Annotated in this window: 13 protein-coding genes and 7 tRNA genes; 11 read left to right on the top strand and 9 right to left on the bottom strand. The window is 72.9% G+C overall.

The window, feature by feature from the left end:
* The first annotated feature begins 39 nt into the window (after positions 1 to 39).
* A complete protein-coding gene (locus tag ACIQGQ_RS19705) occupies positions 40 to 327 on the top strand; it encodes a zf-TFIIB domain-containing protein (RefSeq protein ID WP_402397476.1) in 288 nt (95 codons plus the stop codon).
* A 97-nt stretch (positions 328 to 424) separates the two neighbouring features.
* Here ACIQGQ_RS19705 and ACIQGQ_RS19710 read toward each other — a convergent pair.
* The 5 genes from ACIQGQ_RS19710 to ACIQGQ_RS19730 form a co-directional block, all read right to left on the bottom strand.
* Positions 425 to 499, bottom strand: a tRNA-Val gene (locus ACIQGQ_RS19710).
* Positions 500 to 522: 23 nt separating this feature from the next.
* A tRNA-Val gene (locus tag ACIQGQ_RS19715) sits at positions 523 to 594 on the bottom strand.
* Positions 595 to 613: 19 nt separating this feature from the next.
* Positions 614 to 685, bottom strand: a tRNA-Val gene (locus tag ACIQGQ_RS19720).
* A 1-nt stretch (position 686) separates the two neighbouring features.
* Positions 687 to 760: transfer RNA gene (locus tag ACIQGQ_RS19725), tRNA-Cys, on the bottom strand.
* 37 nt (positions 761 to 797) lie between these two features.
* Positions 798 to 870: transfer RNA gene (locus ACIQGQ_RS19730), tRNA-Gly, on the bottom strand.
* Positions 871 to 1033: 163 nt separating this feature from the next.
* On the opposite strand from ACIQGQ_RS19730, the gene ACIQGQ_RS19735 reads away from it, so the two are divergent.
* The 3 genes from ACIQGQ_RS19735 to ACIQGQ_RS19745 are packed head-to-tail and all read left to right on the top strand — an operon-like array spanning position 1034 to position 3768.
* A complete protein-coding gene (locus ACIQGQ_RS19735) occupies positions 1034 to 2068 on the top strand; it encodes a chorismate-binding protein (RefSeq protein WP_402397708.1) in 1035 nt (344 codons plus the stop codon).
* Positions 2068 to 2889 carry an aminotransferase class IV gene (locus ACIQGQ_RS19740; protein WP_402397479.1) on the top strand — a complete coding sequence of 274 codons (822 nt, stop codon included), beginning with the start codon at positions 2068 to 2070 and terminating at the stop codon, positions 2887 to 2889. The genes ACIQGQ_RS19735 and ACIQGQ_RS19740 overlap by 1 nt, the downstream gene beginning before the upstream one ends.
* A 42-nt stretch (positions 2890 to 2931) precedes the next feature.
* Positions 2932 to 3768: a GNAT family N-acetyltransferase gene (locus tag ACIQGQ_RS19745; RefSeq protein ID WP_402397482.1), complete on the top strand. Its 837-nt coding sequence runs from the start codon at positions 2932 to 2934 to the stop codon at positions 3766 to 3768.
* Between the two features lie 3 nt (positions 3769 to 3771).
* Here ACIQGQ_RS19745 and ACIQGQ_RS19750 read toward each other — a convergent pair whose 3' ends face one another.
* Positions 3772 to 4287, bottom strand: coding sequence for a DsbA family protein (locus tag ACIQGQ_RS19750; protein WP_402397485.1), 516 nt, complete (start codon positions 4285 to 4287; stop codon positions 3772 to 3774).
* A gap of 212 nt (positions 4288 to 4499) precedes the next feature.
* Here ACIQGQ_RS19750 and ACIQGQ_RS19755 point away from each other — a divergent pair, with 212 nt between their 5' ends.
* The 3 genes from ACIQGQ_RS19755 to ACIQGQ_RS19765 all read left to right on the top strand — a co-directional run bounded on the left by ACIQGQ_RS19755 (position 4500) and on the right by ACIQGQ_RS19765 (position 6434).
* Complete coding sequence (locus tag ACIQGQ_RS19755; RefSeq protein WP_402397488.1) at positions 4500 to 4946, top strand: hypothetical protein; 447 nt, start codon at positions 4500 to 4502, stop codon at positions 4944 to 4946.
* Positions 4947 to 5050: 104 nt separating this feature from the next.
* Entirely contained in the window at positions 5051 to 6070 is a 1020-nt protein-coding gene (locus tag ACIQGQ_RS19760) for a LacI family DNA-binding transcriptional regulator (RefSeq protein WP_402397490.1), read from the top strand.
* 187 nt (positions 6071 to 6257) lie between these two features.
* On the top strand, positions 6258 to 6434 hold the full coding sequence (locus tag ACIQGQ_RS19765) for a hypothetical protein (RefSeq protein WP_402397715.1): 177 nt from the start codon (positions 6258 to 6260) through the stop codon (positions 6432 to 6434).
* A gap of 24 nt (positions 6435 to 6458) precedes the next feature.
* Here ACIQGQ_RS19765 and ACIQGQ_RS19770 read toward each other — a convergent pair whose 3' ends face one another.
* Positions 6459 to 7046 (bottom strand): CGNR zinc finger domain-containing protein, encoded by a 588-nt coding sequence (locus ACIQGQ_RS19770; protein WP_402397493.1) that lies wholly within the window; start codon positions 7044 to 7046, stop codon positions 6459 to 6461.
* 246 nt (positions 7047 to 7292) lie between these two features.
* A complete protein-coding gene (locus tag ACIQGQ_RS19775; RefSeq protein WP_003959770.1) occupies positions 7293 to 7706 on the bottom strand; it encodes an SsgA family sporulation/cell division regulator in 414 nt (137 codons plus the stop codon).
* Positions 7707 to 7895: 189 nt separating this feature from the next.
* Between ACIQGQ_RS19775 and ACIQGQ_RS19780 the strand changes: the two genes are divergently transcribed.
* Entirely contained in the window at positions 7896 to 8396 is a 501-nt protein-coding gene (locus tag ACIQGQ_RS19780) for a TIGR02611 family protein (RefSeq protein ID WP_402397495.1), read from the top strand.
* A 54-nt stretch (positions 8397 to 8450) separates the two neighbouring features.
* Positions 8451 to 8522, top strand: a tRNA-Val gene (locus tag ACIQGQ_RS19785).
* A gap of 289 nt (positions 8523 to 8811) precedes the next feature.
* Here the strand turns inward: ACIQGQ_RS19785 and ACIQGQ_RS19790 are convergent.
* The gene (locus ACIQGQ_RS19790; protein WP_402397498.1) at positions 8812 to 11286 is read right to left on the bottom strand and encodes an SCO7613 C-terminal domain-containing membrane protein; all 2475 of its coding nucleotides are present in this window, start codon (positions 11284 to 11286) and stop codon (positions 8812 to 8814) included.
* An 83-nt stretch (positions 11287 to 11369) separates the two neighbouring features.
* On the opposite strand from ACIQGQ_RS19790, the gene ACIQGQ_RS19795 reads away from it, so the two are divergent.
* Both ACIQGQ_RS19795 and ACIQGQ_RS19800 read left to right on the top strand, forming a co-directional pair.
* Positions 11370 to 11816 (top strand): SRPBCC family protein, encoded by a 447-nt coding sequence (locus tag ACIQGQ_RS19795; protein ID WP_402397501.1) that lies wholly within the window; start codon positions 11370 to 11372, stop codon positions 11814 to 11816.
* Between the two features lie 39 nt (positions 11817 to 11855).
* Positions 11856 to 11927, top strand: a tRNA-Val gene (locus ACIQGQ_RS19800).
* Positions 11928 to 12004: the final 77 nt, after the last annotated feature.

Raw genomic sequence — 12004 nt, forward strand, 5'->3', positions numbered from 1 at the left:
CCCGCCGGTGGAGACCCGACGCGAGGAGTGAACCCGGTCATGCAGTGTCCCAAGTGCCACGCGCAGATGCACACGTACAACCGCAACGGCATACAGATCGAGCAGTGCAGCGGCTGCCGGGGGATCTTCCTCGACTACGGCGAGCTGGAGACCCTCACCCGGATCGAGTCGCAGTGGACGCAGCAGGCCCCGCCCGCGCCGCCCGCCCCGCAGGCCTACCCGGCGCCCCAGCAGCCCGCCTGGGGCGCCCCGCCGCAGTACCACGGCGGCCACCACGGTGGTCACTACCGCCACAAGAGCTTCGGTCGCATGCTCTTCTCGTCCTGACCGGACCGGTCCGCGGTGGCCGGCCCACCGCGGACCGGCGGAAGGCGTGTCCCGAACACGAGAGAGCCCCGGTCGTCGGAACGACCGGGGCTCTCACTGGTGCGCGATACTGGGATTGAACCAGTGACCTCTTCCGTGTCAGGGAAGCGCTCTCCCGCTGAGCTAATCGCGCAGGGTGAGCCTGCGTGTACTGCGTGCGCGATACTGGGATTGAACCAGTGACCTCTTCCGTGTCAGGGAAGCGCTCTCCCGCTGAGCTAATCGCGCGGGGATCCTTGCGGATCGGTGGACGATACTGGGATTGAACCAGTGACCTCTTCCGTGTCAGGGAAGCGCTCTCCCGCTGAGCTAATCGTCCTTGGAGGTGGAGACGGGATTTGAACCCGTGTAGACGGCTTTGCAGGCCGTTGCCTCGCCTCTCGGCCACTCCACCAGGAGCGGGGGTTCGGGAAGATCCCCCACTTTATGCGAGCGGACGACCAGGTTCGAACTGGCGACCTCAACCTTGGCAAGGTTGCGCTCTACCAACTGAGCTACGTCCGCTTGTCTTTCCCGGTCCGCTTGCGCGTCCCGGCGACGTGTTGAACTCTAGCGGATTCCTGGGCCAGTACAAAAACGCGTTTGCGCAGCGTGCTGAGGTGCGTCCACGCCGGGGCGGGTCGTCGGGGGCCGTCCTAGACTCGACGACGTGCACGACCTTGCTCCGATGGCCCGCTTCGACGGCCTCCACGCCTCCGATCTGCGGGACGTGACCAGTGACCCCGCAGCCCTCGACTCGACCGGCTTCTGGGCCGTGTCCGCCGACTTCGAGGGCCGTCTCGTCTGCGCCCGCTTCGGCTCCGTGCGCCGGGCGGCGGTGCCCGCCCCGGTGCCCGGCGCCTGGCGGGGCCCGGCCGCCGGTGACTGGAGCTCGTCCCTGGACCGCGCCGGGTACGTCGAGGGCGTACGGCGGATCCGCGCGTACATCGCGACGGGCGAGGTCTACCAGGCCAACCTCTGCCGGGTGCTGAGCGCGCCACTGCCCGACCCGTCCGCCGCCGACGTGGACGCGCTGACCGCGCTGCTCGCCCGCGGCAACCCCGCCCCCTATGCAGGAACGATTCGGCTCCCGGGGCACGGTGTGGAGATCGCCACCGCCTCGCCCGAGCTCTTCCTGCGCCGCGACGGCCGGACCGTCGAGTCGGGGCCGATCAAGGGGACCGGCCGTACCGAGGCCGATCTGCTGGAGAAGGACCACGCGGAGAACGTGATGATCGTCGACCTGGTCCGCAACGACCTGGGCCGGGTCTGCGCCACCGGGTCGGTCACCGTCCCCGACCTCTGCGTGGTCGAGAAGCACCCCGGACTGGTCCACCTCGTCTCCACCGTGCGCGGCGAGCTGGCCGCCGGGACGGGCTGGCCCGAGCTGCTCGCCGCCGCGTTCCCGCCCGGCTCGGTCACCGGGGCGCCCAAGTCCAGTGCCCTGCGGATCATCGAGGAACTGGAGACCGCCCCGCGCGGTCCTTACTGCGGGGGGATCGGCTGGGTCGACGCCGACCGCCGCACCGCGTCCCTCGCGGTCGGCATACGTACCTTCTGGATCGACCGGACCGGTCCCGCGCCGCTCCTCCGCTTCGGCACCGGGGCCGGGATCACCTGGGGCTCCGATCCGGAACGCGAATGGGACGAGACCGAACTGAAGGCGTCCCGGCTCCTCGCGGTAGCGTCGGGTGCCGAGGAATCGACCGGAAGGACCGCGTGATGAGGACATGGGTCAACGGCGCGCTGCGCGACGCCGAGGATGCCCGGGTGTCGGTGCTGGACCACGGGCTCACCGTGGGCGACGGGATCTTCGAGACGGTCAAGACCGTCGACGGCAGGCCCTTCGCGCTCACCCGCCACCTCGACCGGCTGGTCCGCTCGGCCCGCGGCCTCGGCCTGCCCGAGCCCGACCTCGACACGGTCCGCCGCGCCTGCGCCGAGGTCGTCGAGGCCAACCCGATGCCGCTCGGCAGGCTGCGCATCACCTGCACCGGAGGGCTCTCCCCGCTCGGCTCCGACCGAGGAGCCCTCGGCCCCACCCTCGTCGTCGCGATCGGCGAGGCGACCCGCAGGCCCGACACCACCGCCGCGGTCACCGTCCCCTGGACCCGCAACGAGCGCGGCGCCCTCGCCGGACTGAAGAGCACCTCCTACGCCGAGAACGTCGTGGCCCTCGCCCGGGCCCGTGAGCACGGCGCCTCGGAGGCGCTCTTCGCCAACACGGCCGGACGGCTCTGCGAAGGCACCGGCTCCAACGTCTTCGTCGTGCTCGACGGGCAGCTGCACACGCCGCCGCTCGCCTCCGGCTGCCTCGCCGGGATCACCCGCGAGCTGGTCGTCGAGTGGACCGGGGCCCAGGAGACCGATCTGCCCCTCGACGCCCTGGAGCGGGCCGAGGAGATCTTCCTGACCTCCTCGCTGCGCGATGTGCAGGCCGTCCACCGGATCGACGGCCGCGAGCTGCCCGGCGCACCCGGCCCGGTGACCGCCAAGGCCATGCGGGTCTTCGCCGAGCGGGCCGCCGACGACCTCGACCCGTAAAAAGGGGTGACGGGCCGCGGACCAGCGGATAGAACATCCCCGATGACCACCACCCTCCGGCCGACCGGGCCGATCCAGCAAGGCACCGACGGTGCGAAGAACCGCGACTACGAGGTGTGCGACAACGGGCGGGCCATCGGCTCCGTCCGGGTCGGCACCGACGCGGGGTTCGGCGCCGCCGCCGGCGTACTGAGCTCCCTGACCATCGACGAGGCGAGCCGGCGGCGGGGCCGCGGCACCATCGCCGCCCTCGCCGCCGAGGAGGTGCTTCGCGGCTGGGGCTGCGTCCAGGTCCGTCTGGAAGCACCGCAGGACAATGAGGGCGCCCGGCGCCTGGCCGCCTCCCTCGGCTACACGGAACGCAGCCGCAACATGGCCAAGGAGCTCGGCGCCACCGCACCCGGAGTCCCCGAGGGGCTCGTGGCCCGGCCCATGACCCCCGCGGAGTTCGAGGCCTGGCTGGCCGTCACCGTCGACGCGTACGCGCAGTCCTGGATCGAGCGGGGCATCCCGGCCGACCAGGCCATGAACAAGTCCCTGGCCGACCACGCCCGCAACCTCCCCGACGGCCTCGACACCGAGGGCGCCCACCTGCACGTCCTGGTCGACGGCTCCACGGTCGTCGGCCATGTGTGGGTGACGCTGATCGGGAAGGACGACGGCGGGGTGGACGGGTTCGTCTACGACGTCGAGGTGAAGGAGGAGTACCGGGGCCGGGGCCACGGGCGCGCCCTGATGCTCCAGGCGGAGCGCATCGCGCTGGCCGGGGGCGCCCGCGACATCGCCCTGCACGTCTTCGCCGCCAACACCCCGGCCCTGCGGCTGTACGAGTCGCTCGGTTACCGGACGACCCAGTACAACCTGGTCAAGGAGCTCTGAGGCTCAGCCCTGCCCGGCGAGCAGCCGGTCGGCGATCTCCTCGATCCGGCCGCGCAGCCCGTCCTGGCTCTTGCCGCCGTCCAGTCGCTCGCCGCCGATCACATAGGTCGGGGTGCCGGTGACACCGATCGCCTTGCCCTCGGCCTGGTCGGCGTCGACGATCAGCATGTGGCGCCCGTCGATCAGCGCGGTGTCCATCTCCTCGGCGTCCAGGCCGAGTTCCCGCGCCACCTCGACCAGCAGCGGCTCGCCGGTGCGGTCGAGGTCGGCGGTACGGGCGAGGACGGCGTCGACGTACGCCCAGTCCCGGCCCTGGGCGGCGGCCTCCTCGGCGGCCTGGGCGGCGGCGTGGGCGTGCTTGTGCTTCTCCAGCGGGAAGTGCCGCAGCCGTACGTCCAGCCGGTCGCCGTACCGGGCCCGCAGGGCGTGCACATCAGTGAGGGCGCGGTGGCAGTCGGGGCACTGGAGATCGCACCAGACGTCGAGGACGATCGGGGTCGCGGGGGTGGAATCGCTCATACGGCCAGTCTCCCAGGGCCCGCGCGAGCCACCCAACCGGCACCCGGTCCACCGCCTCCTCCCCGGCGCCCCGCGCGGCCGGCACCGCCGGAATCGGGACCTGGGGAGGATCCCGGCCCTGAGATGTCCCTGATGCGTCCGCCGATCGTGGCCGCCGTACCGGTCGCCGGTGCAGGATGGAAGGGACGTTTCCCCTGCGCCTGGAGGCACCGATGCTTGCCGAGACCATCTGCTCCGCGGTGTCAGCGGCGGGTTTGGGCGTGGCCGCCGTCACCGCCTGGCGGAAGCGTTTCCTCACCGCGACGAGGATCGCCGCGTACTCCCTCGTCCCGATCGCGCTGGTACTGACCGGGGTCGTGAGCTGGGTCGCCGGGATCGCCTTCAAGCCGGCTGTCTGGCTCGGCTTCGGGCTGCTGGGGCTGGCCTGGCTGCTGTTCATGACCACCCGGGCGATCGAGCGGCGAACCGGCGGCACCGGCAAGGAACGCCGGGCGGCCGCGCGGGCGGAGCGGGGCCGGGCCGTGGCCCCGGAGGCTCCGGCGCCGTCCCTGGGAGCGGGCACCGCACGGCCCCGGCCGGAGGCGGCCCGGCAGCGGTCCGCCGAGCCGGGCGACGACTTCAGCGACATCGAGGCCATCCTCAAGAAGCACGGCATCTGAGGCCGGTCCCCGCAGGACTCCCGGGATCCGCCGCCCGGACACCGTCCGTACGATGAGGACACGCCGCGGACCGGGCGCGGCCGAGGCGGCAGTGGGGCGGACGAGTGGCGCGCGTGGCAGGGATCAAGGACGTGGCGCGGCAGGCCGGAGTCTCCGTCGGCACCGTCTCCAACGTGATCAACCGGCCCGAGGCGGTCCTGCCGCGGACCCGGGCCCGGGTACTCGCCGCCATCGAGGAACTCGGCTACGTGCGCAGCGAGTCGGCGCGCCAGCTCCGCGCGGGCCGCAGCCGGATCATGGCCCTGCTCGTCCTCGACATGGGCAACCCGTTCTTCGTGGACGTGGCCCGGGGCGCCGAGCGCGCGGCCCGGCGGGCCGGTCTCGGCGTCATGGTCTGCAACAGCGACCAGAACCCGGCGGAGGAGGCCGAGTACCTCGGGCTCTTCGCCGAACAGCGGGTGTGCGGGGTCCTGATCACCCCGGCCGACGCGAGCGGCCGCAATCTGGAGTCCTTCGGCCGTCACCGGATCCCCTTCGTGCTCGTGGACCGGGTGGCGGGTGCGCCCGGGATCTGCGCGGTCTCCGTGGACGATGTCCGGGGCGGTGCCCTGGCCGTCGGCCACCTGCTCGCGGCCGGCCACCGCTCGGTGGCGTACGTCAGCGGGCCGGACGTCCTCGCCCAGGTCAGGGACCGGAGACGGGGCGCCCTGGCGGCGCTCGCCGACGCCGGACTGCCGCCCGGGGCGCTCACCGAGATCCCGTCCGACCGGCTGGACGTGGCGGCGGGCCGGGACGCGGGGGCCCGGCTGCTGGGGCTGGTGCCCCGGCCGACCGCGGTGTTCTGCGCCAACGACCTGCTCGCCCTGGGCGTGCTCCAGACCCTCTACGCGGCGGGGGTCGACGTGCCGGGGGAGATCGCCCTCGTCGGCTACGACGACATCGAGTTCGCCGCCGCCGCGGCCGTACCGCTCACCTCGGTCCGCCGGCCCGCGGCCGTGATGGGGCGGATGGCCGCCGAGCTGCTGCTGGAGGAGGCGTACGGCGAGGGCGGCGGCCATGAGCACCGCGAGGTGGTGCTCCAGCCGGAGCTGGTGGTGCGGTCCTCCAGTACGGCACCGCGCTGAGGCGGCACGGAGACGGCCGGGGCGGGCGCCCGCCCCGCCACGGCAACGAGAAACGGGGCATTACGCATATAACGCCGAACGGCTGCCGAACATCCGTGGACAACTCGGACGCCGGAGCGAATCCGGGGCGTCTGGTAAGGGTGAACTCCCTTGGGCGGCGGGCTTATTGGCCGTCTATAGGTGTGGGGTGGGTCATGATCTTTCCGAGATGGTCGACACCACCCGGGGAGATGTCCCCACACGCCCCGCCGAAGAGCCTCGTGGTTGCCTCTTCGCGCTGTCCCAGCCCCCTTTGATGATCTTCCTCGCGGTCGTCGGCAGTCTGCTGCTGATGGCCGCGGTGCACGATCTCTTCATGCTGTGAGGGGCCGGTCCGTGCGATGAGGGGTCAGCCGGCCGCCTCCTTGCGGCGCGCCCGGTACGCGGCCACGTGCAGACGGTTGCCGCAGGTGCGGCTGGAGCAGTAGCGGCGCGAACGGTTCCGTGACAGATCGACGAAGGCGTACCGGCAGTCCGGTGCCTCGCACCGGCGCAGCCGCTCCAGCTCGCCCGTCACGACGATGAAGGCGAGTGCCATGCCGCAGTCGGCGGCGAAGTGGTCGGCGATGGAGGCGTCGGGCGCGAAGTAGTGCACATGCCAGTCGTACCCGTCGTGATTGCTGAGCTGCGGCGTCGTGCCGGCGGCGGCGATGAGCGCGTTGACGAGCTCGGCGGCGGTCTTCGTGTCGTCGGTCGCGAAGATCTCGGCGAAGCGGGTCCGTACCTCCCGTACGGCCCGCAGGTCCCGCTCGTCCAGCTCGCCCACGCCGCTGATCCGGTGGCGCCCGGCGAAGTCGTACAGCGCCTCGACGTCGGCGAGGCCCTCGCCGTGACCGGTCCGCGGCTGCCCGCTCTCCGGTGGTTCGCTCTCCGGCGCGGTGTTCAGCAGCTCGACCACCGTGTCGAGGGCGATCCTGGTGTCGTGGGGGATCAGCACGCTTTCGCTCCCTGCCTCCGGCGGCCGGGTGTCCGCCGATGCGGGCAGACTCTACTGGCTCGGCCGGGGCGCACAGCGGTCCGAGCGGGCCGGTGCGCGGTGCGGGGGCGGATACCGGCCACGGACGCGCGCCGGCGCCGTCACCACGGTGGATTCCGTGGTGACGGCGCCGGTGTCAGCCGTATGCGGTTTTCCGGGCGGCGCCGTCTCCCCGAGTCGGACGGCGCCGTGCGGCTCTCGGCCTGGTCAGCTCTCGGCCAGGATGTGTGAGAGCTCCGTGTCGAGATCGAAGTGGCGATGTTCGGTGCCCGGTGGTACCGCGGCGTCGGTCCGCTTCAGGAACGACTCCAGGGCCCTTGCCGGGGCTTCGAGCAGTGCTTCGCCCTCCGGGGAGCTCAGTGCGATGCAGACGACGCCCTGGCCGTGACTACGGGATGGCCAGACGCGGACGTCTCCGGTGCCGGTGGGCCGGTGCAGCCCCTCGGCAAGGAGGTCACGGGCGAATACCCATTCGACCGTTTCCTCCGCTCCGGTATGGAAGGTGGCGTGCACGGCATACGGATCGGCCGTGTCATACCGCAGGCCCGCGGGTACAGGCAGTGATGACTCGCTCGACACAACGAGGCGCAGGTGCAGCTCGCAGCTGACCGTGGTGTTCATAAGCGCCAGGGCCTTTCGCTCAGTGTGCGCTCGGGGATTCGCACGTCGGCGAAATCGACATGCCACCTACGGTGGCGTTGTAAACCCCTCTGGGCTTTTTGTGTCTCTTCGGGTAGCTCGTACAGCGGTGTGTAACTTTTGGTTATGCGGCCATTCCGGTGAAGAAGGCCGTTCCGGTAGATTGGGTCCATGAATGCGGAGCGTGACGTGCGGGACGGCGGTGCCGTTCCCGCGGCGCCCGTTCCCGCCACGGGGGACGGTGCGGCGAGCGGTGCGGCAGACGTGGCCGGAGAGACCGCGGGAGGTGCCCCCGAGGGGCGGGGGCTCGGGTCGCGGGCGCCGGGGTTCATCCGGTCCTCCAGGCCGCTGCACCTGAGCTGGCAGGTCGGCGTCTTCGTGATCGGCCTCGCCGTGGTGGTGGCGGGGATCATCATGTTGCCGCTGCCCGGTCCGGGCTGGCTGGTGATCTTCGGAGGCATGGCGATCTGGGCGACGGAGTTCGTCTGGGCGCAGCTCGTGCTCCGCTGGACCAGGCGGAAGGTCACCGAGGCCGCCCAGCGGGCGCTCGACCCCAAGGTCAGGCGGCGCAACATCATCCTGACCGTGATCGGTCTGGTGATCGTCGCGGTGCTGGTGGGGATCTACGTCTGGAAGTTCGGCATCACGATGCCGTGGAAGATCCACGAGTGATCCGGGGGTGGTCATGGGGTGCCGCTGACATGGGGTAATGTTTGGTCCGCACCCGGGCGATTAGCTCAGTGGGAGAGCGCTTCGTTCACACCGAAGAGGTCACTGGTTCGAACCCAGTATCGCCCACCCGGACAGAGGGCCCGTGAGACCGCAGAGTCTCACGGGCCCTCTGCGTTTTCCGGTTCCGGTGGGCCCTCGGATTTCCCGCCCGTGGGGCCGCGGGAGCGCGGGGCCGGGTGGGTCTCCGGAGTTTTCCGGGATACGGGAATTCCCGGAAGGTTTCCTTCCGGGTTCCCGGGCGGGCAATGACTCCGGTTCGCCGGAGAATTCCGTATCGGTCGGGGCCTCCGTGAACTGCTGCAATTCCCGGGCGAGTTCGCCGTGGCGTTTCTTTCCCGCCCGGGACGACGCTCCGTCAGCGCATGCGGCCCACGCTCTCCTTCAGCCGCCGCGCGTCGCGCAGCCGCTGCTCGTACGTCGCCCCGACCGCCAGCAGCAGCGCCCCGGCCAGGGCGGGCGGCAGCCAGCGGGGGAGTGCGCCGACGACCTGGACGACGTACGGCGCCAGCTCGTGCACGGCGTCCAGGGCCAGCACCGCGCCGCCGAGCAGCAGCAGGGCCTGGAGCCGCAGCCGGGCGCCCGCGAGGGTGATCACCAGCGCAGCCGTGCCGAGCAGCAGCGGACGCTGCCAGTCCGGGTCGAACCAGGCCGCGAAGAGGCTCGGGACCAGCGTCGCGGCGAGACCCGCCCCGTACGCCGTCCACGACGAGGCCGACGGGTCGCGGCGCCGCCGCAGCACCCCGACCGCCAGGGCGGGCACCGTCACCGGCAGGGTGTACGCCTCCGGGGCCGACACCCCCGAGGCCGTCAGCCGTACCCAGGTGGCCAGGACGAACAGCGCCACCGCCAGGTATCCGGCTGCGGGCCGCCGCTCGGCCCGTACCGCCGTTCCCGCCGCCAGCACCCCGCACAGAGCCAGCACCAGCGCCAGGAACGGCCGGTCCGGTACGGCCATGAGGACCGCCAGTACGGCCGGTACCGCACCGGCGATCTCGATCACCGGGGCCACCGGACGGCCCCGCAGCCGGGCCCCGAGCAGCACCGTCGCCGCGGTCACCACCAGCAGCAGGGGCGCCGCCCGGTGGCCCGCCATGCCCCACGACGCCCCGGCCGCGCGGACCAGCACGGTCGCGCACACCACGGCCCCGCCCGCCGCCACCGCCTGTGCGGCCCGCGAAGCCCCGTCCGCTGGCCCGTCGAGCAGTACGGCGACCGCTCCGAGGGCCACCAGCGCCATCGCGAACACCGGGTACGTCGCGGACTCCTCGGCGAGCGACAGGAAGCCCACGCCGACTGCTCCGGCCAGCCCGCACACCAGCACCGTCCACCCCACCGCCTCCGGACCCCGGCGCAGCCGGACCACCGCCACCGCGAGCGTCCCGCACACCAGTGCCGACTGCGCGGCCACGGCGGCCGGGTACGAGAACCCCAGCACCGCGGGGAGCGTGACGAGCCCCGCCCAGCAGACGGCCGAGGCGACGGCCCCCGCCGCACCCCGTACCCCGGGCCGCGGCACCGGCCCGGCCACCCGCACCAGCCCGTCCCACCAGCGGTACGCGGCCCCCAGCAGCGCGGCCGCCGCCAGCAGCGTCACCGGCGCCGCGGCCGTGGCGGACCACGCCGAACCGGTCACGCCCAGCGCGCCCCGGACACCCCCGTCGGGCGCCCCGGCCCACACCCGGCCCAGCTGCGACACCGGGCCCAGCAGCGACAGCCCGGCCAGCGGCGCCGAGACCAGCACCGCCGTTGTGCCCACCGACGCGGCGGCCCAGCCCAGCCCCCGCCCGACCGGCTCCGGCAGCGGCGCGCGCACCGCCGTCAGCAGTGCCGCACCGCACAGCAGGTACACCGGCACCGACCAGCCCCGGTCCATTCCGGCGCAGAGCACCCCGCCCACCGCGGCCACCCCGCACAGCCCGGCGAGCACCCCGCCCGCCACCGCGAGCCCCCGGGGAGCGCGCCACGCCCCGAAGAGGGCGATCGCCGCCCCCGCGAGCAGCAGCGCGGCCGGTTCCACCGCGTCCGGCACCGAACGGGCCGCCACCGACTGCGCCAGCGCCACCAGCAGCCCCCAGAGCCCGGTCGCCCAGGCACCCGCGCAGGCCGTCGTCCGGACCGCGCCGCCCCGGCCGCGCACCGCGATCACGCAGTCCAGCGCCGCCGTCCCCAGCAGCGCCCAGCCGAATCCCGAGGCGCCCGCGCCCGCCGACCACGCCCACAGCACCAGCGGCAGCTGGGCGGTCACCACCGCCAGGGGCAGCGGCAGCCGAAGACGTCCGAGAAGCAGCCCGTACCCGCCCCACAGCACCGCGAGCACCGCCGAGGAAGCCGCGGTGAACCCCACCGCACCGGCCTCCGGCACCGCCACCCGGTGCAGCGCGTAGGCGTCGAGCACCATCAGCAGGCACGCCAGGGCGCCGAGCGACTCCGCGGTCGCGGAGAGCCCGCGGCGCAGCAGCGCGACGGGGGCGGCGAGCGCCGCGAGCGTCACCGCGCCGAGCACCGCCGAACGCCCGGCGATCCCCATGTGCCCCCAGCTCACCAGGGTGAACGCGATGGCCGCGACGGCCAGCAGGAGACCGCCGAGGGTCAGCAGCACGTTCTGCGCGCCGCCCGGGGCGTTCCCGGCGCGGGCGGCGGGGACCGCGAACGGCGCCCGAGGGGGCGGCCCGAACGGGGCGAACTGCGGCGCGGGCGGCGCGGCGGGCGGCGTCAGCACGCTCAGCAGCCAGGCCCGGCGGACCAGCAGGTGGGACCGGCGGGCGTCGAGCCGGGCCAGTTCACGGTCGAGGAGCGCCAATTCCTCGGCGGGCGGCGGCACATGTTCCATGGACGTGAGTGTGGTGTCGGCCACGGTTTCGTACATGCGCTCGGATACTCAGTTCCCCGGCTGAGTATCCGCAGACTGGGCCCATGGACTGGAACCACTACCGCTTCATGAGCACCTGGGACCTGCCGGCCCCGCCCGACACCGTGTACGCGATCCTCGAACGGGCCGACCGGTACCCGCGCTGGTGGCCGCAGTTCCGCGCGGTGGTCACGGCCGACGGGACCACCGGAACCACCCGGATCCGCGCCTTCCTCCCGTACGAACTCGTCGTCACCGTCCGCGAACGCCGCCGCGACCCCGGGGCCCGGGTCGTGGAGGCCGTGCTCGGCGGCGACCTGGTCGGCTGGGCCCGGTGGACGGTGACCGCGCACGGCGGGGGCAGCCGGGCCGTCTACGAGCAGGAGGTCGAGGTGCGCAGGCGGCTGATGCGGCTCCTGGCGGTGCCCGGACGGCCGGTGTTCCGGGCCAACCACGCCCTGATGATGCGCGCCGGACGGCGCGGGCTGCTGGGCAGGCTGGGCGCGGTTTGAACCGGAGCCGCCGGGCCCTGTATGGTTCAACCCGTTCCCGGGCGATTAGCTCAGTGGGAGAGCGCTTCGTTCACACCGAAGAGGTCACTGGTTCGAACCCAGTATCGCCCACACCGGGAGAAGCCGGTCCGTCAGAAGAATCGACGGACCGGCTTCTGCGTGTCCGCGTCCGTGTCCGTTCCGGATCC

It is taken from the genome of Streptomyces sp. NPDC092952, from assembly GCF_044754785.1.
In the GTDB taxonomy this organism is placed as follows: Bacteria; Actinomycetota; Actinomycetes; order Streptomycetales; family Streptomycetaceae; genus Streptomyces.

What these genes read in the sequence shown, in the direction of transcription:
- ACIQGQ_RS19705 (WP_402397476.1), top strand. Translation starts at nt 40, where the DNA reads ATGCAGTGTCCCAAGTGCCACGCGCAGATGCACACGTACAACCGCAAC.
- ACIQGQ_RS19735 (WP_402397708.1), top strand. Translation starts at nt 1,034, where the DNA reads ATGGCCCGCTTCGACGGCCTCCACGCCTCCGATCTGCGGGACGTGACC.
- ACIQGQ_RS19740 (WP_402397479.1), top strand. Translation starts at nt 2,068, where the DNA reads ATGAGGACATGGGTCAACGGCGCGCTGCGCGACGCCGAGGATGCCCGG.
- ACIQGQ_RS19745 (WP_402397482.1), top strand. Translation starts at nt 2,932, where the DNA reads ATGACCACCACCCTCCGGCCGACCGGGCCGATCCAGCAAGGCACCGAC.
- ACIQGQ_RS19750 (WP_402397485.1), bottom strand. Translation starts at nt 4,287, where the DNA reads ATGAGCGATTCCACCCCCGCGACCCCGATCGTCCTCGACGTCTGGTGC.
- ACIQGQ_RS19755 (WP_402397488.1), top strand. Translation starts at nt 4,500, where the DNA reads ATGCTTGCCGAGACCATCTGCTCCGCGGTGTCAGCGGCGGGTTTGGGC.
- ACIQGQ_RS19775 (WP_003959770.1), bottom strand. Translation starts at nt 7,706, where the DNA reads ATGAACACCACGGTCAGCTGCGAGCTGCACCTGCGCCTCGTTGTGTCG.
- ACIQGQ_RS19780 (WP_402397495.1), top strand. Translation starts at nt 7,896, where the DNA reads ATGAATGCGGAGCGTGACGTGCGGGACGGCGGTGCCGTTCCCGCGGCG.
- ACIQGQ_RS19790 (WP_402397498.1), bottom strand. Translation starts at nt 11,286, where the DNA reads ATGGAACATGTGCCGCCGCCCGCCGAGGAATTGGCGCTCCTCGACCGT.
- ACIQGQ_RS19795 (WP_402397501.1), top strand. Translation starts at nt 11,370, where the DNA reads ATGGACTGGAACCACTACCGCTTCATGAGCACCTGGGACCTGCCGGCC.